Raw genomic sequence first — 24,563 nt, forward strand, 5'->3', positions numbered from 1 at the left:
TCCTGTTTTTCAGAACAGCTCCTTGAGGCGGTGCCACAGCATACCTGTCGCCAGCAGTGGGGTGCGCAGGTAGCGTCCTCCAGGAAATGTCAGATGGTTAACCTGTGAAAACAAGCGGTAGCGCTGGTCGGTTTCACCACTGATGGTCTCGGCCAGTATGCGTGCAGCTAAATGTGTGGCGTTAACGCCATGGCCTGCATAAGCCTGAGCAAAATAAATCGCCGGACAATCCGGTAACTGGCCTATCTGGGGTAGACGGTTGGCACCGATACCCAGCATGCCACCCCATTGGTAGTCGACTTTAACCGGCCCCAGTTGCGGGAAAACCTTGGCGATATTGGGGTGCAGTGCGGCGGCAATGTCCCTGGGGTCTTTGCCGCTGTAGGTGCACAGGCCACCAAAGATTAAACGATTGTCCTGGCTGATGCGGTAGTAGTCCAGGGTGCTGCGCATGTCGGCAACGGCTTTGCGACCGGGCATGAGTTGCTCACAAAGCTCAACTGGCAGAGGTTCTGTGGCGACAACGTAGCTACCTGCTGGAAGTATTTTCCCACCGAGCCAGGGCTCCAGATCAGGATTCAGGTAGCCATTACAGCCAAGCACCACGCGGTTGCAACGCACCTGGCCCTGAGCGGTATGCACCACCGGCCGGTCACCCTTCTCTAGCCGTATGACAGGCGATTGCTCGAACACCTGCACGCCCAACTGCTCGGCTACATCGACTTCACCCAGCAACAGGTTTAGGGGGTGTAAATGGCCGCTACCTTCGTCAACCAGGGCTCCCGTATAGAAATCGGAATCAACCACCTGTTGCTTCAGTTCAGTGGGTTCCAGCAAGCGCAGCGGGTGTGGGTAATTAATCGCTTGTAGCGCTTGCAGCTCTTCATCCAGCTGCTTGCGGTGTTTGGCATTGGTGCCCAGGTCGGCATAGCCCAGTACCAGGTCGCAGTCGATCTGGTGGATCTGGATACGCTGCTTGACCAGTTCCAGTGCTTCGGTGCCCATCTGTTTGAGTGCCAGTACACCCTCGCTACCAAGGGTATTGCGGAACTGGTCCAGATCATGGCCGATACCGCGTATCAGTTCACCACCATTGCGGCCTGAGGCACCCCAGCCGATCCGATGGGCTTCCAGCAGCACCACACTAAAGCCGCGCTGTGCTAACTCTAGCGCCGTATTTATGCCGGTAAATCCAGCCCCGACGACACAAACATCCACATCCAGTGCTGTTTGCAGCGCTGGCCAGGTGCGTTGGCTGTGTCGGGTTGCCGCGTACCAGGAACTGGTATGTTCCGTTGCTGTATTCATGACGAGAATTCCCTTCTGGTTTGATCAGACCGTATGCAAGTACCAGAGGTACTCCAGATCCGAGATGGTATGCTCAAACTCAGTCAATTCATGCTCTTTACAGGCTACAAAAATCTTCAGGAATTTATAGCCAAGATACTCCTGCATTACCGGGGAATCTTCCAGCTCCCTCAGAGCATCACGCAGGTTGTTGATCAATGAGGAATCATGCTGCTCATGCGCATTGCCGATGGTGATTTCGGCGGGCTCAATCTTGTGAGTAATACCGAAGTGAATACCCGCTAACACCGCTGCCATGAGTAAATAAGGGTTGGCATCGGCACCGGCAATGCGGTGCTCAATTCGCAAGGCCTCGGGATCACCACCGGGTAGACGCAGTGCGGTGGTACGGTTGTCGACACCCCAGGTGGGCGCGCTGGGTACATAGTACTCCGGGCTGAAACGACGGTAGGAATTGATATTCGGGCAGAGCAAGGCCATGGCATCGTTCATGGTGGCCAGCAATCCGCCCACGGCCCAGCGCAGCATATCATTGGGCTCTTCCGGGTTGCCGGCAAAAATGTTGTGGCCATCTTTGTCTATCAGGCTGACATGCAGGTGCATACCGCTGCCGGATTGGTCATGGTAGGGCTTGGCCATGAAGGTGGTGTCCATTTCATGGTCATAGGCCATATTTTTGATCAGGCGCTTGAGCAGTGTGGCGTAATCACAGGCCTTGATCGGATCATCTACATGGTGCAGATTCACCTCAAACTGTCCGGGAGCAGATTCAGCTACCAGTGCATCGGCCGGAATGTCCTGTTCATGTGCTGCATCCAGTACATCAGCCAGAAATTCGGCATATTCATCCAGATCATCGATTGAATAAACTTGAACACTGGCAGGTCGCTTACCAGAAATAGGTGATTTAGGAGGCTGAGGACGACCGGAGATGTTTTCCTGGTCAATCAGATAAAATTCCAGCTCAAAGGCGGTGACGGGCGTCAATTCCAGCTCTTTGAAGCGCTCCACTACATTTTGCAGCACCACACGAGGGTCAGCAAAGAAGGGCGTTTCGCGATCCAATTCATACATGGTCATCAGCAGTTGCGCGGTTGGACGCTTTTGCCAGGGTTCCATGTTCAACGTGTCGGGGACCGGCAGGCAGATGCGGTCGGCTTCACCTATATCCAGCCCCAGGCCGGTTTCTTCGACAGTAGTTCCCTGAATATTTAACGCAAAAATCGATGCTGGTAGTGCGACACCCTTGTCAAAGACTTTGAGCAACGCTCCGGGGTCAACCCGTTTGCCGCGGACAATGCCGTTCATGTCAGCAATTAGCAGATCAACAAACTGCAGCTCCGGATGTTCCTGCAGGAAATTAGTGGCTTGTTCTGTACCCGAACCCATAAGGGAAACCTTTATATCCGTTGGTAGTTGTGCGATGACAGTAGTTTGTCAGCAGAAGAATCAACACTGAGTTAATTCTAATAATCAAATGCTGTCAACAATTGAGTGAGTTGCTCCATGCGTTGTTAACGGCAGGTATACGGCCCGGGCCAAGGGTGTGAAAAATAATCGCTCAAACTGCAATGAGCCCCTTGATAAGCGCACGGAGTCGCGCTACAAGTTTAACTTAGAAGTCACCCGACTTTTCTCTATTACTAACTTAATCAGGAATTTTATGTCATCCGATCTACCTGCTTCCGTATCGTCTCTGCCATTGATCGGAGTTAATGCCTGCAGCCAACGCTTACCTGAAAAACATCCTTTTTTTATTGTCGGCGAAAAGTATGTGCGTGCTGTCTCTGACGGTGCGGGTGGTATACCGTTGGTCATTCCGGCTCTGGGTGCACAAATCCCGCCAGAGCAGTTGCTTGAACAACTGGATGGTTTGCTGCTCACTGGTTCTCCTTCCAATATTGAGCCGCATCACTATGCTGGCGAGCCGAGTGATCCTGGATCGGAACATGATCCTCAGCGTGATGCAACTACCCTGCCCCTGATTCGGGCTGCGGTGAAAGCCGGTGTGCCGATTCTGGGAATATGCCGTGGGTTTCAGGAGATGAACGTGGCATTGGGCGGCACACTGTATCAAAAAGTGCATGAAGTTGAAGGCTATCACGATCATCGTGAAGACAAAACCACCTCAATCAATGCACAGTACAATACCTTGGCACATCCGATCACCCTGAAGGCCGGTGGCGTATTGGCGAGTATTTGGCCGCACGCGACTGAAGTACAGGTGAACTCCTTGCATGGTCAGGGCATCCAGACGCTGGCACCTGGTCTGCAGGTAGAGGCCGTGGCTGATGATGGACTGATTGAGGCTTTTTCGGTTAAACAAGCCCATCGCTTCGCCTTGGCAGTACAGTGGCATCCGGAGTGGCAGTGGCATCCGGATGATGGGGTCGGAGAGTTCCCTTTTTACCGCGCCATTCTGAAAGCATTTGGAGACGCCTGTCGTCAAAGGCATATTGAACGTACGACTAACAGGACAGGCAAACACAATATGGCAGAGATTTTATGAAACAACTTGAAGACTGGATGAAAGAAAATCAGATCACCGAAATAGAGTGTGTAGTGAGTGATATTAATGGTATAGCGCGGGGTAAAATTACCCCGGTATCCAAGTTTATTGCCGAAAAAGGCATGCGTCTGCCTGAAAGTATTCTGCTGCAAACGGTGACAGGCGACTATGTTGAAGATGATATTTACTACGACCTGCTTGATCCGGCCGATATCGACATGATCTGCCACCCGGATCCGGATGCCATTTTCATGATCCCCTGGGCCCTGGAGCCCACGGCTCAGGTGATTCATGATTGTTACGATCGCAATGGCTTACCGATTAACCTGTCACCGCGTAACTTACTTAAAAAAGTACTGCGGCTGTACCAGGATCAGGGCTGGAAGCCGATAGTGTCACCGGAAATGGAGTTCTACCTCACTAAACGCTGTGAAGACCCTGATCTGCCCTTGCAGCCGCCTATCGGACGTTCCGGGCGGCAGGAAACCGGTCGTCAGTCCTTCTCCATCGATGCCGCCAATGAATTTGATCCTTTGTTCGAAGATATGTATGACTGGTGTGAAGCGCAGGGGCTGGATATCGATACCCTGATTCATGAGGAAGGCACCGCACAGATGGAGATCAATTTCCGTCATGGTGATCCTTTATCACTGGCTGATCAGGTGTTTGTATTTAAGCGTACCATGCGTGAAGCGGCCTTGAAGCACGATGTGGCGGCAACCTTTATGGCCAAGCCGGTCAGCAATGAGCCGGGTAGTGCGATGCATCTGCATCAGAGTGTGGTGGATCTCAACACGGGTGAATCGATCTTCTCCGATGCTCAGGGCAAGATGAGCGAGCTATTTTTGCATCATATCGGAGGTTTGCAGAAGTATATTCCGGAAATCCTGCCGTTGTTGGCTCCTAATGTGAACTCCTTCCGCCGCTTTCTGCCGGATACCTCAGCACCCGTTAACGTAGAGTGGGGTCTGGAGAACCGTACCTGTGGGCTGCGCGTACCGGATTCCGATTCGCAGAACCGCCGGGTGGAAAACCGTTTGCCAGGTGCTGATGCCAATGTCTACCTGGCCATTGCTGGTAGTCTGCTTTGCGGTTATCTCGGTATGATGAAAAAAATAAATCCGTCAGCACCAGTTCAAGGGCGCGCCTACGAGCGCCGTAATCTGCGTCTACCCCTGACGTTAGAGGCTGCTCTGGAGCGTATGGAACACTCCAAGGTGATCCGTGAATACCTGAGTCCTGAGTTTGTGAAGGGCTATATTGCTGTGAAGCGGGTTGAACATGAGAATTTCAAGCAGGTTATTAGCTCCTGGGAGCGTGAGTTTCTGCTGTTATCTGTTTAGACCGGCAGCCACAGCATAAAATTTCAGGTTTTTTTTATGTCAGACTATGTTAAATATGGTTTAACAACGTTTACCTAAGTATGAGGTGCTCAGATGATCAGATCTTTTGACAAAACTCTGGTGGTGACTGCAATAACACTCGCCCTGAGTGCGACAGCAGCCAGTGCCAATGAAGTTCGGGTATACAACTGGTCAGATTACATCGCCGAGGATACGCTGGAAAAATTCACAGCTGAAACCGGTATCAATGTAATCTATGACGTGTTTGACAGTAATGAAGTTCTGGAAGCGGCCTTGTTATCCGGTCGTTCAGGTTATGACCTGGTAGTGCCTTCAAATCATTATCTGACCAAGCAGATCAGTGCAGGTGCTTTTGTTGAGCTGGACCACAGTAAGTTGCCCAACATGGATAACCTAAGCCCTGAGCTTATGCGTAATCTGGAAGACGTGGACCCAGGTAGCCGCTTCTCTATTCCTTATCTTTGGGGAACCAATGGCTATGGCTATAACGAAGGCCGTATACAGGAAATTCTCGGTGATGATGCGCCAACCGATTCCTGGGCGCTGATGTTCGATCCAGAGGTGACAGCCAAGTTGGCCGAAGCCGGGTGCGGTATCAGTATGCTGGATTCCGGTGACGAAATGTTGCCTGCGGCTCTGGCTTATCTCGGCTTAAATCCAAACAGTAACGATGCTGACGATTTTGCCCGTGCAGCCGAAGTAATCAGTGCTGTTCAGCCGCACATCACTTACTTCCACTCCTCACGTTATATTTCTGATTTGGCTAACGGAGAGATCTGTGTTGGTGCCGGTTATTCCGGTGATATTCTGCAGGCAGCTGATCGTGCTGACGAAGCAGATAATGGCAATGTTATCGTCTATACCATCCCCAAGGAAGGTGCAGCACTGTGGTTTGATATGCTGGCGATACCGGACGGTGCGCCGAATGTTGATAATGCGCATGCCTTGATTAATTTTCTGCTGAAGCCGGAAATTATTGCTGATATCACCAACTATGTCTGGTATGCCAACCCTAACGCAGCGGCTGATGAGTTCGTTGATGAGGATATTCTTAACGACTCCTCCATCTATCCGACCGCTGAGGTGAAAGAACACCTGTTCATAGCTAAAGAGCGCCCTCTGGATGCCCAGCGTATCGTTACACGTACCTGGAACCGGGTTAAATCTGGACGTTAATAGCATACTGGCTGCCGTCAGGGGATGGCAGCCAGTTTTTATTTGCACATGATTGGAGGGCTTACGCATGCCGAGTGGCTCGAGTGCTGTGAAGAAACCACTGGATACTGAAGCCGCGACTGAGGTGCTGTTGCAAATTCAGGGTGTGAGTAAGTATTTTGATGATGTACTGGCCGTGGATAATGTCAGTCTAGACATTACCCGAGGTGAAATTTTTGCGCTGCTGGGTGGTTCCGGCTCCGGAAAATCCACGCTGTTACGTATCCTGGCCGGTTTTGAAAAACCCGGTGAAGGACGCATCATTCTGGATGGTAAGGACATTACCGATCTGCCACCCTACGAGCGCCCAATCAATATGATGTTTCAGTCCTATGCGCTGTTTCCGCACATGACTGTGGAGCAGAACATTGCCTTTGGTCTGAAACAGGACAAGATTCCTAAAGCCGAAGTGAATCAGCGCGTGGCCGAGATGCTACGGTTGGTGAAAATGGATAAGTATGCCAAGCGTCGGCCAGCACAGTTATCTGGGGGGCAACGCCAGCGCGTAGCTTTGGCACGCTCTTTAGCCAAGCGGCCAAAACTGCTGCTGTTGGATGAACCCATGGGAGCGCTGGATAAAAAGCTGCGTACTGAAATGCAGTTAGAAGTGGTGGATATACTGGAGAAAGTGGGGGTGACCTGTGTGCTGGTAACCCATGATCAGGAAGAAGCCATGACGATGGCAAGTCGCATTGCCATTATGTCGGAAGGCTGGATTGCGCAGATAGGCTCACCCATCGACATTTACGAGAGCCCTAACAGCCGCATGATTGCCGAGTTTATCGGTTCTGTGAATATCTTTGAGTGTCGTATCCTGGAAGATGAAGCTGATAGTCTCACTTTATCTTGTACAGATCTGGATCAGCCGGTTTATATCGGACATGGTGTCAGTACACGCGCTGAAAGTGAACGCGCCATGGTGGCGCTACGACCGGAAAAAACCCTGATCAGCCGCGAGCAGCCTGATTCAGATTATAATTGGTGCTCTGGTAAAGTACATGATATTGCGTATTTAGGCGGTATATCAGTCTACTATGTCCAGTTACCATCAGGCAGGATCATTCAGGCCAGCATTGCCAACACTGAGCGACGCGGTGATCGACCCACCTGGGAAGACTCCGTATTTGTCAGTTGGGATGATTCCAGTCCTGTTGTGCTCTGGGATTAAGCAGTATGCGTGGAGGCTTAGGTATGCTGAACAAGATCAGACAGATACTCCCCAGTGGCAGGTTACTGGTTTTCGGCATACCTTTTATCTGGCTGTTACTGTTTTTTCTGTTGCCCTTTGCATTGGTGTTGAAAATTAGTTTTTCTTCGGCAATGATCGCTATTCCGCCCTACCAACCGGTGTTCAGCTATATCGACGAGATCTTTTCCGTTGTATTGAACCTGGGTAACTATATTTTCCTAGCGTCAGACAGTCTTTACGTGTCCGCCTATATTGGTTCACTGAAAATCGCGCTTATTTCGACCCTCTTCTGCCTGCTGCTGGGCTATCCGATGGCCTACGCCATGGCGCGTGCACCACTGCAGTGGCAGTTAGTTCTGCTGTTGCTGATTATGCTGCCTTCCTGGACTTCATTCCTGATTCGTGTGTATGCCTGGATGGGTATTCTGAGTAATCAGGGGTTGCTGAATAATTTTTTGTTGTGGCTCGGGGTGATTAACGAGCCCCTCAGGATGATGAACACCAACTTCGCTGTCGTCATCGGTATTGTATATGCTTACCTGCCATTCATGATTTTGCCACTCTATGCCAATCTGGTGAAAATGGACGCCAGTCTGCTTGAGGCCGCTTCAGATCTTGGGTCGCGGAAGATCAATACTTTTTGGCGTGTCACTTTGCCCTTGTCAAAAGGCGGGATTATCGCAGGCTCCATGTTGGTGTTTATTCCAGCCGTGGGCGAGTTTGTAATTCCCGAGCTATTAGGTGGCCCGGATACACTGATGATCGGTAAGGTATTGTGGGAGGAATTTTTCAACAACCGCGATTGGCCAGTGGCTTCTGCGCTGGCTGTTATCATGCTGGCATTGCTGATTATACCCATCATTCTTTTCCACCGTTATCAGTCCAAGGAGATGGAAAAGAATGGCTAAGTTAAGAAATCTCAGCTTCTCCAAAGTCATGCTGGTGGTGGGATTGTTATTTTTGTATATCCCCATGGCGATTCTGATGTTTTATTCGTTTAACTCATCTCGGTTGGTTACCGTCTGGGCCGGTTTCTCGACGCACTGGTATGCGGAACTTTTACGTGATCAGCAGTTGTTATCGGCTGTGTGGATGAGTCTTAGAATCGCTTTTTATTCTGCCACCATGGCAGTGTGTATCGGCACTCTTGCCGCCTTGGTAATGACACGCTTTAATCGCTTTCGTGGACGAACCATGCTGTCGAGTATGATCACTGCGCCGCTGGTAATGCCCGAGGTGATTACAGGTTTGTCTTTGTTGCTGCTGTTTGTGCATATGGCGCAGATAATCGGCTGGCCTGCGGATCGTGGAATGGTGACCATCTGGATAGCCCATACGACTTTTTGCAGTGCCTATGTGGCTGTGGTGGTGTCATCGCGCCTGCGCGAGCTGGATCTTTCAATAGAAGAAGCCGCCCTGGATCTTGGGGCCACCCCTTTTAAAACCTTTTTTCTGATTACGATTCCTATTATTACTCCGGCACTGATTTCCGGATGGCTACTGGCATTTACCCTGTCGCTGGATGACTTGGTGATTGCCAGTTTCGTGTCCGGTCCGGGCGCCACCACCCTGCCTATGGTGGTGTTCTCATCTGTCAGGCTCGGGGTATCGCCCAAGATTAACGCCCTGGCAACCTTGATCATTCTGACGGTATCTGTGATTGCGTTTATTGCCTGGTATTTGATGCGGCGAGCCGAAGAAAAACGTCGCCGTCCCCTGCCTGAGTCGATGGAGTAGTTTAATTTTCAGCGGGATCTTCGGCCTGCTCAGACTCATCACCTGCAAACAACTTTTCAGCAGTTCTAATGCTTTTTTTGCCAGCAAATCTTATCCAGGTTGACGAAAATCAACCCAAATAGATTCAAGTTGAATTAGGCTTAGTCTGATATTGTGAATATAAAGAGCCACTGATGAATTTGACAGATCTGCAGCACCATCAAAAGGCCCTCATTACCGTGTTGAATGGGCCGCAATCGCTGCGTCAACGGCTGGCGGCGTTGGGTGTCCTGCGTGGGCAGGTTGTCGAATTACGTGCCAAGACCCTCTGGGGTGATCCACGTGCCTATTTAATTGGCGGTCAGCAATTATGTTTGCGCAACGTCGAAGCCCGGTATATTCGGATACAACTGCAAAATGATTGAACGCAGTTACACTGTTGCGCTGATCGGTAACCCCAACTGTGGCAAAACCTCGCTATTTAATCAGCTGACAGGCGCCAATCAGCGTACCGGTAACTTCTCTGGCGTAACGGTCAGCGGTCGTGTTGGTGAATGTGTGCACAAAGGTGTACGCCTGCGCATCGTCGACCTGCCCGGTATCTATTCCCTGAGCCAAAATCGCAGTGAAGAGCGGGTCGCGCGTGACTATCTGGATGATGAACCACCTGATCTGGTATTAAATGTTCTGGATGCCGGTAATCTCGGTCGCCACCTGGCACTGACCAGTCAATTGATGGAGCAAGGCTTGCCGCTGCTGCTGGCGCTGAATATGCTGGATGAGGCTGAGCGCAACGGCGTTAAGCTCGACTTGAGTGCTCTGTCTGATGCGCTGGGTGTCCCGGTGTTGCCCAGTGACGGGCGACGTAAACTCTATCGTGAGCGCCTGCTTGATGCAGTAGTCGAGCAATTACAGGCTCATGTCGTGAGCCGGTCACTCCGAATTGACTACGAACCTCATGTGAATGCGCTGTTACAGCAGCTGGAAGATCAGTGTCTGCCCCGCTGGCAGAGTGTTCGCTGGCTCGAATCAGAAGACGACGTGAGGTTCGACCTGACGGCTGAACAACAGGCCTTAATGAAGACGAGAGCCAGCATCGAAAGTGAGCATGTGCTGAGTATTGCCGAACTGCTTTCTGAAGGTCGCTACGGTTGGGTGCATGGACTGTTGCACCGTGTTGGAGTGGTGCATACAGAGCGGAACCTGGCGGATGATCGCCTGGACAACCTGGTACTCAATCGCTGGCTGGGACTACCGATTCTGGTGGCGCTGCTTTGGTTGATGTTTGAAACCACTTTTACCGCTGGTGCGCTTCCTGCTGACTGGATCGGACTGGGTGTAGATTGGTTCTCAGTGCAGTTGGTGCAGCTGATGCCAGCGTCGTTACTGCGCGACGTACTGGTGGACGGTATTTTTGCCGGTGTCGGTGGGGTTCTGGTTTTTTTGCCCAATGTGGTGCTGCTGTTCCTGTTTATGGAGTTGCTGGAGCAGAGCGGCTATATGGCGCGGGCCACCTTTCTGGTAGACAGAATGTTGAGCCGGGTCGGTTTGCATGGCAAGGCGCTGGTGCCGCTGGTAATGGGGTTTGGCTGTAATGTGCCCGCGATTATGGCGACGCGCTCGATCGAAGAGCCGCGCGCTCGTCTGATTACCATTCTGATCAATCCCTTTATGAGCTGTTCCGCCCGCCTGCCGGTATTGCTGCTGTTGGCGGGCGTGTTTTATCCCGACAATGCCGGTACGGTGTTGTTCGGCATCTATACCCTGGGTGTGCTGGTGGCTTTGGCGTGTGCCGGCGTGTTTGCCCGAGTGTTGCCTGCGCACTATGACGAAACGTTTATTATGGAGTTGCCCCCTTGGCGCATGCCGGGCCTGCGTTCGCTACTGTTGCATTTGTGGGACCGCAGTCGCGACTTTTTGACCAAGGCCGGAACAGTCATTCTGGTCGGCTCGATTCTGGTCTGGCTGTTGCAAACCTTCCCGCGTGGCGGCGAGCCATTGCTGCAGCAGTTGGGGCATGCGCTGACGCCATTGTTTGCACCACTGGGATTCAGTTGGCACGAAACAGTGGCCTTGCTGTCAGGCTTTATCGCCAAGGAAGTGATCGTGGCTTCTCTGGCAGTGGTCTACCAATCCAGCGCCGAAAACTCGGGACAACTGCAGCAGGCGATTGGGCAGTCACTGCCTCCAAGTGCCGGGCTTGCCTTTATGGTGTACACACTCCTTTACATGCCTTGTCTGGCAACCCTGGCCGTTATTCGGCGCGAAACCGGACGTTGGGCCTGGGCTGGGTTGTCGTTGGTGCTGGGGTTGAGTCTTGCCTGGGTATTTGCCTGGATAACTTTTCATGTAGGACAATGGTTGCTATGAGCATTTTCGACAGTGTTGTCCTGGCTGGACTCATACTGCTGGTGACAGTCTGGTTAGTGCAGCGTATCCGCGCCAATCTCAAGGCCAGTTGTTGCAGCACGGACAGCTCTGGCTGCGCCGGATGCAGTGGCGGATGTGGCAAAACCAACCAAAAGCGGGCGCAGTGTGGCCAGCCACCTGATAACAGCACGCTAGAGACTGAAAAGTCTGACTGATTATTCAGCCGGGCTTGTTGTTTTTAGAAGAATGATAAGGCCAGGCCTCTATGAAAACTCATGCGGGTGGCACATAGCCTTCGGCCTGCTCAAACTCATCACCTGCAAAGAACTTTTCCATCTGTTCCTGAAGAAATTTCCGGCTTGCCGGGTCCATCATGTTCAGGTGTTTTTCATTGATCAACATGGTTTGATGTTCAGTCCAGGCCTGCCAGGCCTGTTTGGACACTGATTCATAAATTTTCTGGCCTACCGGGCCAGGATAGGGAGGTTTGTCCAGACCTTCCAGCTGTTGCTGATACTTGCGACAGAAAACACTACGACTCATCTGTTGCTCCTGAATCACCGCTGGGGTGAGTAGATTGAATAGGTAACTGCTGAAGCAGCTTTTTAACCGGTGCAGCCAGGCCAATCGCCTGCAGTGGCTGGTCTATGTTATACCAGAGACCGTTGGCGGCTTCCATCACACAGTTTTCAGGGGTTTTTAATTGGTATACCTGAGGGGTAATGTGCAAATGGTAATGGCTGAAGCTATGCTTTAAAACAGCCAGTGTCTGCTTTGGATGCTGTGTTGACAAGCAAAAGGGTAAATCAGGGTCGTTGATTTCAGGCAGACTCCACAGCCCACCCCAGATGCCGCTGGGAGGACGCTGTTGCAACCAGACGTCTCCGGCTGAATTGCGCACTATAGCCAGGCTGACTGTTTTGACTGGAAGGATTTTACGCGGTTTGGGCGTTGGCAGTTGATCGGTGATTCCCAGTGCTAGCGCACGACAGTCAGTGTTGAGTGGGCAGGCTGAACAATTGGGTTTGCTGCGACGGCAGAGTGTGGCGCCCAGATCCATGATGGCCTGGGTGTAATCGCCATTGCGCTGATCCGGTGTATGTTGCTCTGCCAATGCCCAGAGTTGTTTCTGCACTGCCGCTTCGCCACTCCAGCCTTTCACGGCATGGTAACGGGCTAGCACCCGTTTAACATTACCATCCAAAATTGCCGCTTTTTTCCCTAATGCGATGGATAGAATGGCGCCTGCTGTGGAACGCCCTATACCCGGCAGTTTTTCCAGTTCAGCCTGAGTATCAGGGAAGTGGCCGCTAAACTCCCGGGTGATTATCTGTGCGGCTTTATGCAGGTTACGGGCACGAGCGTAATAACCCAGTCCAGTCCAGTGATGCAGAACCCTGTCAACAGGAGCTGCAGCTAGAGCCTGAACGTCAGGAAATTCAGCAATAAAGCGCTGAAAATAGGGTATCACCGTTTTAACCTGGGTTTGCTGCAGCATGATCTCAGAAATCCAGGTGTAATAAGGTGATTTTTCAGCCTGCCAGGGCAGATCGTGACGCCCGTGCTGGTCAAACCAGCTTAACAGAGCGTCACTAATGGGCTTGATGCTTAAGGTCATTTAGCGCAGCAGCCCTCGGATTAAATCACCGGCGCTCTCTTCACCACCAATACGCTCCTTGACCTGCTCTTCAATACTGCCACCGATACGCTCTTCGATTTTGCGTTGTACTTCCTGGCGTAGCATTTGTGTAAATACGCTGGTATCAGGGCGACACATCTGTGCCGGCGGTGTATCAAACTGGCCTTTGCAATTGATTGGCAGTTCCAGCCCTTCAAGACGGTTGTTCACTGAGCAGGTTTGTTGGAACAGGTTTTCCTGGATGGTGAAACCCAGTCGGTAGTCGATAGCCTGGGCCGGAAGATCTACACTGCCCTGCCCTTTGAGCAGCATGGCATCCAGGTTAGCGCTAAGGTCGTTGTTTTCCACAATGCCATTGCGGATACGGAAGTTGCCCAGTAGATCGGCAAAGGGGGTGGATTTATCAACTTGCTGGGTGTTGATACCTAAAGAGGTCACTGTCTGGATGCCCTGGCACACGGTTTGCGCCATATTTATGCCTTGCAGCACACCTTCTTGCATGCTGAGACTGGCAGAGCCATTCAAATTATTGATCATGGCATGTATTGAGCCCCCACGAGTGGTCAGCTCGGCTTGTGTTGAAAAGAGACCACTGACCGCTTCTGAATCAGCCATCTCCTTTAACAGCTCCCCTACCTGTATGTCGCTGATTTGAAGGTTAGCCTGCGTTGATGCCGGTGCTGTTCGAGCATCGAGGATGCCATTGGCATTGAGCTGACCTGAATAGAGCTGAGCAGTCAGTCGGTTGAGGTTAATCAGGCCGCCTGCGGCGGTCAGACTGATACCTGGATTATTGATGTGCTGTTGTTCAAATATCAGCGCTTCCAGATCCAGTTCCAGAGAAAGATTAATGGCCTTCAGGCTGTCAATCGGCAGTATCTCTTCCTGTGACCAGCCAGTCGTAGTTGGACTGTTGGTATTGTTGCTGCCAGATGCAGAGGTGGCTGCTGTTTGGGGTGGCAGGTAATGATCGGCATTCAGCGTGTTGCCCTTAAGTGCCAGGGATAGTTGTCCGCTTTGCAAGTTGACGCCCGCAGACCCTGTTAATTGTGTGTCATCCAGAGTGAGGCTTAGCGGCGAGAGGCTGATGGCCTTGAGGTCGCCGGTGAGTTGCGTTGAAAAGCCTACTTGCTCAAGTGCGCTGGAATTTTGCGTGGTGAGTGGCGGCTGCCCAAGTTCGGCCAACAGGGCTTTCAAGTTAAAGGGCGCGGCTTCGATACGTCCGCTTATATCTGGCTCATTAAAATTCTGCAGACTGAGCTGGACCTGCAGTGCCAAGCTGCCAAGTGTTAGGCTTAGTTGATCGATAGTCAGGTGCTCTTCGAGCAGATTGAGATTGATATCTGAACGTAAACTGATTGCTGGAAGGTTCGGCGGCAGGCCGCTGCCCCCCAGTTGCAGGTTTATCTGGCTGTCTGTCAGATTGAAGCGTTTTAAGTCCCGGCTGATCAGAAGTTGGGTGTCCAGTTCTGTTTTGGCTTCAGTAACGGCATCAGCACCTTCAAATAAGCGCAGATTAAAGCTTAGTTCGGTAGGGATTGGCTGATCCAGACGTACGTTGGCTGTTGTCAGTGTCAGGTTGCTGAGCTCCATGCGGGTATCTTCGGCCAGATCTGTGTACTGAATGCTTGCCTGCTGTACAGAGATGGATTCGATGTTCAGATCAATATCCGCTGTTGTCGTGGCTGGGTTGGCAGCTTCAGCACTTGAATGTGCAGAGGCTTCCGTTGCTTCTGCTGATGGCTCTATCCAGTTTACATTGCCATCAGTATCTTTAGATAAAGTCAGAGCAAAACCTTCCAGTATTAAATCGCTCATTTCCACCCGACCTGAGAACAGTGGCATCAGTTGCAGCGATACCTGTGCTGACGTCAGACTGGCAAGTTGTGGTTTATCAGGGTATGCGATGTGGATGGCACCGGTTTGCATGCCCAGCCAAGGATACAGTGACCAGGCGATATCCCCTTCAATGTTGAGTTCCAGTCCGGCCTTGTCGAGCGCAAGTTGTTCAATTCTTGGTTTGTAGTCATTAGGATCCATTACAGAAGTAATGTAAAAAAGACCGATAGCTACAACCAGAACCAGAACGACTAAGGCTGCAGCAATGATTTTGACAAAGCGTTTCATAAGTACGTCTCACAGTCTGTTAACAAAAGAAAAATACACCGCTAAATAATTTACGCAGTCTCACTGGGCTTCAGCCCTGCCGTTGGCAGCATCTATACCGTATAATAGCAGTATTTACTGAATTATTTGCGGAGAATGTTATGGCGCAGCGCACAGCCAGAGTTACCCGGAACACTCTGGAAACCCAGATTACCGTTGCTGTTAATCTGGATGGGAGCGGCAAATTCGAGGCAGATACCGGTGTTCCCTTTCTGGATCACATGATGGACCAGATCTCCCGCCATGGCCTGATTGACCTGGAAGTGAATGCGGTGGGCGATCTGCATATTGATGACCACCACACAGTAGAGGATGTCGGTATCACTCTGGGGCAGGCATTTCGTCAGGCCGTAGGTGATAAAACTGGCATACGCCGTTATGGCCATGCCTATGTCCCCCTGGATGAAGCCTTGTCTCGGGTGGTTATCGATTTTTCTGGGCGTCCCGGGTTAGAAATGGACGTTGAGTTTACCCGTGGCCGTATTGGTAGCTTTGATGTAGATCTGTTCAGCGAATTTTTCCATGGCTTTGTTAATCATGCTGGCGTCACGCTACATATCGATAACCTCAAGGGTAAGAATAGCCATCATCAGGCTGAAACCATCTTCAAGGCCTTTGGCCGTGCCCTGCGTATGGCGCTGGAAGAAGATCCGCGTGCCAAGGGTATGATGCCGTCAACCAAGGGGTGTCTGTAAATATGAGCAGTATTGCCGTTATCGATTATGGCATGGGAAACCTTCACTCGGTCGCCAAGGCGCTTGAACATGTCAATCCTGATGTTGAAGTGCTGGTAACGGCCGATCCGCAAGCGGTACGTGATGCCGACCGAGTTCTGTTGCCGGGCGTTGGCGCGATTCGTGACTGTATGGCTGAAATACGCCGCTTGGGGGTTGATGTTGAAGTGGCTGAAGCTATCCGCTCCGGTAAGCCCTTTTTGGGGATCTGTGTCGGCTTTCAGGCGCTGATGGATTTCTCTGAGGAGAATGGTGGTGTAGATTGTCTGGGCGAGTTTGCCGGACGAGTAAATTTCTTTGGTAATGATTTGCGTGATGCCGACAACCAGACTCTGAAAGTTCCTCATATGGGCTGGAATCAGGTTAAACAGGCGAAGTTCCACCCACTGTGGCAGGGGATCGAAGATAATAGCCGCTTTTACTTTGTACATAGTTATTATGTGAAACTGGCGCAATCTGAGCAGGTAGCGGGTCGCTGTGAATATGGCGTACCCTTTGATGTCGCTTTGGCACATAAAAATGTTTTTGCCGTACAATTTCACCCTGAAAAAAGCCAGCAGGCAGGGCTTAAACTGTTGCAGAATTTCCTTAGCTGGGATGGGCGTGCCTGACCATTCCGTGTGAAAACATGGGTGTAACCGATTTTGATTAACTGGAAAGAAACATGCTGATTATCCCTGCAATAGATTTGAAAGATGGTAAATGTGTGCGCCTGCGTCAAGGACGCATGGATGACTCTACGGTGTTCTCGGATAACCCGGTTGATATGGCTGCCAAATGGGTTGACGCAGGCTGCCGCCGTTTGCACCTGGTCGATCTGAACGGTGCTTTTGCCGGAGAGCCGGTTAATGGTGAAATCGTTAAAGCGATTGCACAGGCCTACCCTGACCTGCCGATTCAGATAGGTGGTGGTATTCGTACCGCAGAAACCATAGAAGCTTACCTGAATGCCGGTGTGGAGTACGTTATTATCGGTACCAAGGCGGTGAAAGAGCCAGCTTTCGTAACCGAGATGTGCAAACGTTTTCCCAGTCATATTATTGTTGGACTGGATGCACAGGATGGTTATGTAGCCACCGATGGCTGGGCTGAGGTGTCTAGCGTTAAGGCTACTGATTTGGCGATTCAGTTTCGCAATGATGGCGTCTCTTCCATTGTTTATACCGATATCAGCCGTGATGGCATGATGCAGGGGGTTAATGTGGAAGCGACTGTTGCGCTGGCACAGGATGCAGGTATACCGGTCATTGCCTCCGGTGGTGTGACCGATATTGAGGATATTCGTCGTCTTGCAGCGGTTGCCGACAAGGGGATTCTGGGTGCTATTACTGGTCGTGCCATCTATGAAGGTACATTGGATGTGGCAGAAGCTCAGATACTCAGCGACCAGCTGTGTAAAGCATAAGGAGCGGTTATGGGACTGGCCAAGCGTATTATCCCCTGTCTGGATGTTGAAAATGGCCGCGTTGTGAAAGGCGTTAAGTTTTTGGACATTCGCGATGCCGGTGATCCGGTTGAAATAGCGCGTCGTTATGAGCAACAAGGCGCCGATGAAATTACTTTTCTGGATATCACTGCAAGTCACGAAGGGCGGGAAACTACTGTGCATACGGTTGAGCGTATGGCAGCAGAAGTGTTTATCCCCTTGACTGTGGGTGGGGGTATCCGTGCGTGTGAAGATATCCGTCGTATGTTGAATGCCGGTGCTGATAAAGTGTCTATTAATACGGCCGCAGTCTTCAATCCTGATTTCGTTCAAGAAGCTGCATCTCGTTTTGGTTCACAATGTATTGTTGTGGCAATTGATGCTAAAAAGGTCTCTCTGCCCGGCGAAGTTGATCGTTGGGAAATTTTTACCCACGGCGGTCGCAAACCAACCGGATTAGATGCCATCGAGTGGGCCGTGAAAATGGTCGATCTGGGGGCGGGTGAAATCCTGCTGACCTCAATGGATCAGGATGGTATGAAATCAGGCTTTGATCTGGGCGTCACTCGTGCTATCAGTGAAGCCGTGCATGTGCCTGTAATTGCTTCAGGTGGCGTGGGTAATCTTGATCATCTGGTTGATGGTATTCTGGAAGGTAAAGCCGATGCGGTACTGGCCGCCTCTATTTTCCATTTTAATGAGTACTCCATTCCTGAAGCGAAGCTGTATATGCAGTCGCGGGGAATCGAAGTAAGATTATAACCCATCGTTTTTTATAATCAGGGACGTTTGTGATGATAACAACAAAAACAAACATCTGGTTAGGTATCCTGCTTACAGGATGGTTGGGGTTTGCACAGGCAGGCCCGCTGATCATCGCAACTGAAGGTGCTTATCCTCCGTTCAGCTATATAGATGAAGCTGGCGAATTGTCAGGCTTTGACGTAGATATCGCTCAAGCACTTTGTCAGGCTATGCAGCGGGACTGTGAGCTGGTCGCCGTACCTTGGATCGAAATATTAGAGGGTATGGAAGAAGGCGATTATCAACTGATAGTTGCCAGTATGGCTAGGACCGCTGAACGGGAAGAGCGTGTTGATTTCAGTGATTACTATTATCGTAGTCACTCCATTTTTGTTGGTAACCCACATAAATACTCCAGCAGTAGTCCTGACGCTTTAGCGGGTGTACGTATCGCTACGGGTGTCGGTACTGTACAGGAAAACTTTCTGAGAACACGCTATCCGGCGGCTGAGGTTATTGTTACTGAAGATCAGGAACAGGCGCTTGCACAGTTGGTGTCTGGTGATGTGGAACTGGTGTTGTCTGATAGTATTAATCTTTTAAGTTTTCTTCAGTCAGCCGAAGGTAGCAAATTTGACTTTATTGCAGAGCCGCTGATCGATGACTTGCTGAAAACTGATGCACATATAGCTATTCAGAAGGGGAATGAGTCATTGCGCGTCGCTATCAATCAGGCGCTGATAACCATACGGTTAAACGGTACCTATGAGCGGATAAACCGTAAGTACATTCCCTTCAGTATCTATTGATATGGTACATCCAAAGTGTATTCCACAGTTTAAAATGTCAGTTACCCTGCTGGTCGTGGTGCTGGGTCTGCTGTTAATGTTTACCCTGGCTCTTATCCTATCACTTGGGCTGCTAAAGGATATATCTGCTAAAACGCGGGCTACTGCAGAAGACTATTTGCCAGAGTTGGTTCGTACACAGCAGGATGCATTGAAAGTAGAAAAAATCGGTACCTATCTGGATGCCGCGTATCGAGTACAAAACGCGTCAGAAGAGCGGCATTACCGGTTACTATCGCAGGTGCTTGTTCATAGCTTTATGTTGGATCAGGATGCCTACTTGATGTCGGAAGCTAACAATATCATGTTTGATATTCGCGAGATGCTTAATGTCCGGCAGTTGCAGCGTGATCTGCAGCAGAAAGTACATCAGCAACTGAGTGAAGCTGACTATACTGACTTGAGTTTTTTCGTCGGCTTTTTTTCAGCTATCTCGGTACAGGCCATTCAGCTGCAAAGTTTGCAGAATACACTGGATCGCCTGAAAACCCGTCTGACGCCGGACGATTACGATAGCTTGCTGTACAATATTCGTTTTATATCTGACTTGAATATTCAGTTGGATTGGCTGGTAGATGACACCCATCAGCGGATTGAAAATCTGTCGTCTTACCTCAGTTCTGATGCAGCCTTGAAGGCGCGTTTGATTACCCGTGATATTGGTGATGACGCACTGAAAATCAGCAATTACTTTCTCATTCTGATTGGTTTATTGATCTTTTTTTCAGCCATCATACTTTTCTCTTTCCAAAGACTTATTCTGCGCCCTGTTCAAGATCTGGTAAATGGTCTGCGCGCCATCGAGGGGCAGGGTGAGCAACCGATCAAATTACAGCCTCTCTGCTTCAAAGAGCTGGATACGATTCGTCAGTCGATAGAGGATTATTCCAGGCTGGCTCATAGCTTGCAAAAAGCAAACCTGGAACTTGAGCGCCTGTCGCAGATGGATGGCTTAACCGGGTTAGCTAATCGACGTTGCCTGGATCAGGCGTTAGACACTGAAGTGGGTCGTTCACTGCGCTACCACCATCCGATTGCCGTGTTGATGATCGATATTGATCACTTCAAACGACTTAACGATACCTATGGGCATCAGTTAGGTGATGAGTGTCTGAAAGAGATGGCAAGGATATTTCAGCAGTACACTCAGCGACCTGGTGAGTTAGCAGCTCGTTTTGGCGGTGAAGAGTTTACCCTGATCTTTCCGGAAACCACTGTTGAGGAAGCGCTGCAGATCGCAGAAACCTTACATGTCGAATGCCGGAAAATTGCTCTCTTGCCTGATAAGTCCGTTAGTCTTTCTGTAAGTATCGGTATTGCCTGTTTTCGAATTGGGGTAACTGATTCAGCTGACCGCTTGCTTAAACATGCTGATCAGGCGCTCTACGAAGCTAAGTCGGCAGGACGCAACTGCACCCGTATTTATGGTTGAGTTCATGCCGTGCAGTCATAATTAGGCTAAGCTTAGTGCTGTCTGTGTGTTGTGTAAACGCCAGCCTTGTATCTGTTGCGGTATCACCAGCCGTCTTGCTGAAGTGAGGAGGAAAAGATGAATCCATTAGAAGCTGTTGATTTGGTGTGCCCTTATTGCAGTGAGCCTTTTTCATTGATGGTAGACTGTAGCGGTGGTGATCAGGAATATACAGAAGACTGTCCGGTTTGCTGTGCGCCGGTTGCAATCCGCGTGGTGATCGGTAACACCCTCGAAGTCTCGGTTGAGCGAGAGAGTGACTGAAATTAATTTGGCTCTTTAGCTCTATGATTATTTATGTAGTTGCAGAGCGATTTTGAGTAATTCAGGATCCAGTCCTTTACGATAGCGGATCAAGTCGTCCAGCGGTATATCGACAACCTCACCATTGCTAACACCCACCATGATATCGCTGTAGCCCGCCAGAAGGTATTCGATTGCCACTGCTCCAAGACAGGATGCGAGTACCCGGTCATGGCCACTGGGGCGTCCACCACGCTGAATATGCCCGAGAATGGAAATGTGAGGCGCAAGGCCATGTTGTTGTAATTCATGGGCAATCTTACTGGTCAAATCGGGTTCATTGCCTTCGGCTACAACAATAATACCACTGGAGCCAGTGCCTGCTTTGCGGGACGTGGCCAATTGCAGCGCGATTTCTGCAATATTGACGGAATATTCAGGTACCAGAATCATTTCTGCACCAGCAGCAATCCCAACGTGAGTGGCGAGGAAACCTGAATTTCGTCCCATTACCTCAACCAGAAAGTGGCGCTCATGAGAGTCGGCAGTGTCGCGAATGCGATCGATAGCATCCAGTGCCGTATTCATGGCTGTATCGAAACCTATGGTATCTTCAGTACCAAAAATATCATTGTCGATGGTCCCCGGTAGGCCTATAACCGGAATGCCAGTCTCTTCTTCAAGCAGGTGGGCTCCGGTCAGAGAGCCGTCACCGCCGATAACAAGCAGCGCCTCTATATTCCTAGTGTGCAGTATCTTAGCGGCCTGTTTGCGACATGCCGGGTCATGGAACTCAGGGCAACGAGCACTTTTCAAGAAAGTGCCTCCGCGTTGGACGATGTTGGATACTGAGGCGGAGGACAGTAATTCCATGTCATTTTGCAATAGCCCGGTGAAGCCTCGATGGATACCGAAGACGGTGATGCCATAGCTCAGGGCTGTGCGCACAACACCGCGGATGGCTGCATTCATGCCGGGCGAGTCACCGCCGCTGGTTAATACGGCAACAGAGGTGATTTCCCGGATCGCTTCTAGGCTTGGAAGATTGTACATGGCACGGGTCCTGAACCAAATAAAGGTGTCCTTATAGACTATACTTTTTTTGCGTAACTTGCGCCTGTTCAACGCTTGCAGTCAGCCGCATTTAATTACGATTGTTTAACGAGTGCGAAAAAGTTTAGCGTCATAGCTGGAGATGTTTGTTAATGTGGCTAATACTGGAAACATCCAATAATCAATTAATCTGGGAGCTGTAGGATAAATAAAAATGCTTAGCAAGCATAAATCGACCGTGGGAGCTTTGTTGCTGGTAGCTGGCTTGATGAATAACTCAGCTGTGCTTGCGCAATCGGATCCGGGAATGAGTACTGCGATAACCATTGGCACTGGTGGTGTTACGGGTGTCTATTATCCGGCAGGTGGTGCGGTATGTCGCTTGGTTAATCGCACTCGTGCTGAGCATGGGGTGCGGTGCGCTGTTCGTGCTACAGGGGGGACGCTGATTAATCTTAAGGTGGTGCAAGCTGGCGACATGGAGCTGGGGCTGGCACAATCTGACTGGCAGCATCACGCTTATTTGGGCACCTCTGACGCTTTTGAGACTGAGGGCCCTGACCTTGAGTTGCGTTCAGTATTTTCGTTGCATTCAGAATCTTTTACTGTACTGGCACGGGCTGATGCAGACATCACCATGCTGGATGATCTTAAGGGTAAACGGGTAAATATTGGAAATCCCGGCTCGGGGCAGTTCGCTACCATGCAGGTACTGATGGAGGCCAAGGGTTGGACGTTAGATGATTTTCAGGAAGTAAAAACTATCGGGCCGGTTGAGCAGGCCAGTGCGTTATGTGATAACCGCATAGATGCAACCGTATATACGGTGGGACATCCCAGTGGTGTAGTTCAGGAAGCGACCACCACTTGTGATGTGAATATAATTGCCGTTGATGATGAGCAGGTTCGCTCGTTGATCGAAAAACACAGCTATTATCGCACGTCAAGAATTCCTGCAGGAATCTATAAGGGAAATGCTGGTGAAGTTGATTCTTTTGCCGTAGTGGCAACATTGGTTACGCGCTCCAGTGTTCCAGATGAAATCATTTATGCGTTGGTTAAAGCGGTATTCGATAATTTTGATACTTTCAAAGGATTGCATCCTGCATTTGCAGAATTAACTCCTGAAGCCATGGTCCAGGAAGCATTGACGGCACCCTTGCATTCAGGAGCGAGGCGTTTTTATGAAGAAAAGGGTCTTATACTGCCGGAAGATGGATAATACTTTGATAATTCATGCTTAATGGGCTATTTTTAGACTTTAGTTATATGCATCCAGTGATGCAGGAAAAGCTCCGCTGACTGACAGCGAGCACTTACAGTTAATGTGTTAATCCGGTCAAATGGGTCCGGGCAGTAAAATAAAATATAAACCTGATGAGGTAAGTTATATGAAGCGTCTTTCTTTAGCAGCAGCCGTGACGGGCATTGTACTTGGTGCAACTGCGTTTTCGACCCAAGCTGTCGCAGAACAGAAATATATTACTATCGGTACCGGCGGACAAACTGGTGTTTATTATGTTGTAGGCCAATCGGTTTGCCGCATGGTAAACCGTAATAGTGATGAGCATGGTGTTCGTTGTAATGCGCCGTCAACCGGTGGCTCCGTGGCTAACGTAAACGGTATGAAAAATGCTGAGCTGGATATGGGCGTTGTACAGTCAGATGTTCACTACCGTGCCTATAATGGCGAAGGTAACTTTGAAGAAGAAGGTGCCTGGGAAGAAATGCGTTCAGTATTCACCATGCACGGTGAGCCTCTGACCGTTGTCGCACGTGCTGACTCGGGGATTACCGATTTTACCGATTTAAAAGGTAAGCGGGTCAATATTGGTAATCCTGGTTCAGGTCAGCGTAACACTATGGATGTTGTGATGAACACCATGGGCTGGACTGTTGAAGATTTTGCTCTGGCATCACAGCTGGATGCTGCTGAGCAGGCATCTGCTCTGGCAGATAACAACATTGATGCCATGGTGTATGTAGTTGGCCATCCAAATGGATCAATTCAGGAAGCTACGACTACCGTTGATGCAAAACTGGTATCCGTGTCAGGTGCAGAAATAGATGAGCTAGTCGATGCTTATCCTTATTATACTCGTTCTGTTATTCCTGGTGGACTATACCGTGGCAATGATGAGGACGTGCCGACCTTCGGTGTAGCAGCCACCTTCGTTAGCCATGCGAGTGTTGATGACGAGACAATTTATCAGACAGTGAAAGCGGTGTTTGATAACTTTGATCGCTTCAAGCGTCTCCATCCGGCCTTCGCAAACCTTAAAGAAGCCGATATGATCGCCGATGGTTTAACTGCTCCTATTCATGATGGCGCGATGCGTTATTATGTTGAGCGTGGCTGGATGCAGGAATAACTAGCCGATATATTAAATAAATGCGCGTCCTAACCCGTCGCGCATTTTTTATGTACAGGAAGTACGGTATACCGCGGGCGCATGGAAAAGGCGGCAGTGATGCCGGTATTTATCATTTTTAGTTCTAATAAGCTATAAAGGTAGGAGTGTAGAGATCACAAGTCTCGACTTCCGATGCTCTCTGAACATGATTACA

General features: G+C 50.2%; 24 protein-coding genes. 18 read left to right on the plus strand and 6 right to left on the minus strand.

Annotated features, from left to right (window positions below):
• Nucleotides 1-9: 9 nt before the first annotated feature.
• Together F5I99_RS00535 and F5I99_RS00540 are read right to left on the minus strand one after the other, a co-directional pair.
• Nucleotides 10-1,308 carry an NAD(P)/FAD-dependent oxidoreductase gene (locus F5I99_RS00535; RefSeq protein ID WP_151053171.1) on the minus strand — a complete coding sequence of 433 codons (1,299 nt, stop codon included), beginning with the start codon at nt 1,306-1,308 and terminating at the stop codon, nt 10-12.
• A gap of 24 nt (nt 1,309-1,332) precedes the next feature.
• Nucleotides 1,333-2,697, minus strand: coding sequence for a glutamine synthetase family protein (locus F5I99_RS00540; RefSeq protein ID WP_151053172.1), 1,365 nt, complete (start codon nt 2,695-2,697; stop codon nt 1,333-1,335).
• Between the two features lie 274 nt (nt 2,698-2,971).
• Here F5I99_RS00540 and F5I99_RS00545 point away from each other — a divergent pair, with 274 nt between their 5' ends.
• From F5I99_RS00545 to F5I99_RS00585, 9 genes are all read left to right on the plus strand, one after another.
• On the plus strand, nt 2,972-3,817 hold the full coding sequence (locus tag F5I99_RS00545) for a gamma-glutamyl-gamma-aminobutyrate hydrolase family protein (protein ID WP_151053173.1): 846 nt from the start codon (nt 2,972-2,974) through the stop codon (nt 3,815-3,817).
• Nucleotides 3,814-5,160, plus strand: a complete 1,347-nt coding sequence (locus tag F5I99_RS00550) for a glutamine synthetase family protein (RefSeq protein ID WP_151053174.1) — start codon at nt 3,814-3,816, stop codon at nt 5,158-5,160. The genes F5I99_RS00545 and F5I99_RS00550 overlap by 4 nt, the downstream gene beginning before the upstream one ends.
• A gap of 93 nt (nt 5,161-5,253) precedes the next feature.
• A complete protein-coding gene (locus tag F5I99_RS00555) occupies nt 5,254-6,357 on the plus strand; it encodes a polyamine ABC transporter substrate-binding protein (RefSeq protein WP_151053175.1) in 1,104 nt (367 codons plus the stop codon).
• 67 nt (nt 6,358-6,424) lie between these two features.
• Nucleotides 6,425-7,564, plus strand: a complete 1,140-nt coding sequence (gene potA / locus F5I99_RS00560; RefSeq protein WP_151053176.1) for a polyamine ABC transporter ATP-binding protein — start codon at nt 6,425-6,427, stop codon at nt 7,562-7,564.
• Between the two features lie 23 nt (nt 7,565-7,587).
• A complete protein-coding gene (locus F5I99_RS00565) occupies nt 7,588-8,493 on the plus strand; it encodes an ABC transporter permease subunit (protein WP_151053177.1) in 906 nt (301 codons plus the stop codon).
• The gene (locus F5I99_RS00570) at nt 8,486-9,322 is read left to right on the plus strand and encodes an ABC transporter permease subunit (RefSeq protein ID WP_151053178.1); all 837 of its coding nucleotides are present in this window, start codon (nt 8,486-8,488) and stop codon (nt 9,320-9,322) included. Before F5I99_RS00565 ends, F5I99_RS00570 begins: the two co-directional genes overlap by 8 nt.
• A 173-nt stretch (nt 9,323-9,495) precedes the next feature.
• Nucleotides 9,496-9,726, plus strand: coding sequence for a FeoA family protein (locus F5I99_RS00575; protein WP_151053179.1), 231 nt, complete (start codon nt 9,496-9,498; stop codon nt 9,724-9,726).
• Nucleotides 9,719-11,671, plus strand: coding sequence for a ferrous iron transport protein B (gene feoB, locus F5I99_RS00580; protein ID WP_151053180.1), 1,953 nt, complete (start codon nt 9,719-9,721; stop codon nt 11,669-11,671). The genes F5I99_RS00575 and feoB overlap by 8 nt, the downstream gene beginning before the upstream one ends.
• Nucleotides 11,668-11,886: a hypothetical protein gene (locus F5I99_RS00585; RefSeq protein ID WP_151053181.1), complete on the plus strand. Its 219-nt coding sequence runs from the start codon at nt 11,668-11,670 to the stop codon at nt 11,884-11,886. The genes feoB and F5I99_RS00585 overlap by 4 nt, the downstream gene beginning before the upstream one ends.
• Before the next feature lie 58 nt (nt 11,887-11,944).
• Here the strand turns inward: F5I99_RS00585 and F5I99_RS00590 are convergent, their stop codons facing one another.
• The 3 genes from F5I99_RS00590 to F5I99_RS00600 are packed head-to-tail and all read right to left on the minus strand — an operon-like array spanning nt 11,945 to nt 15,437.
• Complete coding sequence (locus F5I99_RS00590; RefSeq protein WP_151053182.1) at nt 11,945-12,214, minus strand: oxidative damage protection protein; 270 nt, start codon at nt 12,212-12,214, stop codon at nt 11,945-11,947.
• Nucleotides 12,204-13,289, minus strand: coding sequence for an A/G-specific adenine glycosylase (mutY, locus tag F5I99_RS00595; RefSeq protein WP_151053183.1), 1,086 nt, complete (start codon nt 13,287-13,289; stop codon nt 12,204-12,206). Before mutY ends, F5I99_RS00590 begins: the two co-directional genes overlap by 11 nt.
• The gene (locus F5I99_RS00600; RefSeq protein WP_151053184.1) at nt 13,290-15,437 is read right to left on the minus strand and encodes an AsmA family protein; all 2,148 of its coding nucleotides are present in this window, start codon (nt 15,435-15,437) and stop codon (nt 13,290-13,292) included. It lies immediately after the preceding gene.
• A gap of 140 nt (nt 15,438-15,577) precedes the next feature.
• Between F5I99_RS00600 and hisB the strand changes: the two genes are divergently transcribed.
• The 7 genes from hisB (at nt 15,578) to F5I99_RS00635 (ending at nt 20,963) form a co-directional block, all read left to right on the plus strand.
• Nucleotides 15,578-16,171, plus strand: coding sequence for an imidazoleglycerol-phosphate dehydratase HisB (hisB, locus tag F5I99_RS00605; protein ID WP_151053185.1), 594 nt, complete (start codon nt 15,578-15,580; stop codon nt 16,169-16,171).
• Between the two features lie 2 nt (nt 16,172-16,173).
• Nucleotides 16,174-16,821, plus strand: a complete 648-nt coding sequence (gene hisH / locus F5I99_RS00610; protein ID WP_151053186.1) for an imidazole glycerol phosphate synthase subunit HisH — start codon at nt 16,174-16,176, stop codon at nt 16,819-16,821.
• 53 nt (nt 16,822-16,874) lie between these two features.
• Complete coding sequence (hisA, locus tag F5I99_RS00615; protein WP_151053187.1) at nt 16,875-17,615, plus strand: 1-(5-phosphoribosyl)-5-[(5-phosphoribosylamino)methylideneamino]imidazole-4-carboxamide isomerase; 741 nt, start codon at nt 16,875-16,877, stop codon at nt 17,613-17,615.
• Between the two features lie 9 nt (nt 17,616-17,624).
• Entirely contained in the window at nt 17,625-18,398 is a 774-nt protein-coding gene (hisF, locus tag F5I99_RS00620; protein ID WP_151053188.1) for an imidazole glycerol phosphate synthase subunit HisF, read from the plus strand.
• Between the two features lie 32 nt (nt 18,399-18,430).
• Nucleotides 18,431-19,189 carry a transporter substrate-binding domain-containing protein gene (locus F5I99_RS00625; RefSeq protein WP_151053189.1) on the plus strand — a complete coding sequence of 253 codons (759 nt, stop codon included), beginning with the start codon at nt 18,431-18,433 and terminating at the stop codon, nt 19,187-19,189.
• 34 nt (nt 19,190-19,223) lie between these two features.
• The gene (locus F5I99_RS00630; RefSeq protein WP_191905909.1) at nt 19,224-20,660 is read left to right on the plus strand and encodes a GGDEF domain-containing protein; all 1,437 of its coding nucleotides are present in this window, start codon (nt 19,224-19,226) and stop codon (nt 20,658-20,660) included.
• A gap of 117 nt (nt 20,661-20,777) precedes the next feature.
• Entirely contained in the window at nt 20,778-20,963 is a 186-nt protein-coding gene (locus F5I99_RS00635; protein WP_151053191.1) for a CPXCG motif-containing cysteine-rich protein, read from the plus strand.
• Nucleotides 20,964-20,990: 27 nt separating this feature from the next.
• Here the strand turns inward: F5I99_RS00635 and pfkA are convergent, their stop codons facing one another.
• Complete coding sequence (gene pfkA / locus F5I99_RS00640; RefSeq protein ID WP_191905910.1) at nt 20,991-21,995, minus strand: 6-phosphofructokinase; 1,005 nt, start codon at nt 21,993-21,995, stop codon at nt 20,991-20,993.
• Nucleotides 21,996-22,209: 214 nt separating this feature from the next.
• Here pfkA and F5I99_RS00645 point away from each other — a divergent pair, with 214 nt between their 5' ends.
• Nucleotides 22,210-23,217 carry a TAXI family TRAP transporter solute-binding subunit gene (locus F5I99_RS00645; RefSeq protein WP_151053192.1) on the plus strand — a complete coding sequence of 336 codons (1,008 nt, stop codon included), beginning with the start codon at nt 22,210-22,212 and terminating at the stop codon, nt 23,215-23,217.
• A 169-nt stretch (nt 23,218-23,386) separates the two neighbouring features.
• Nucleotides 23,387-24,367 (plus strand): TAXI family TRAP transporter solute-binding subunit, encoded by a 981-nt coding sequence (locus tag F5I99_RS00650; RefSeq protein ID WP_151053193.1) that lies wholly within the window; start codon nt 23,387-23,389, stop codon nt 24,365-24,367.
• The last annotated feature ends 196 nt before the right edge of the window (nt 24,368-24,563 follow it).

Source organism: Nitrincola iocasae (genome assembly GCF_008727795.1).
Taxonomy (GTDB): Bacteria; Pseudomonadota; Gammaproteobacteria; order Pseudomonadales; family Balneatricaceae; genus Nitrincola; species Nitrincola iocasae.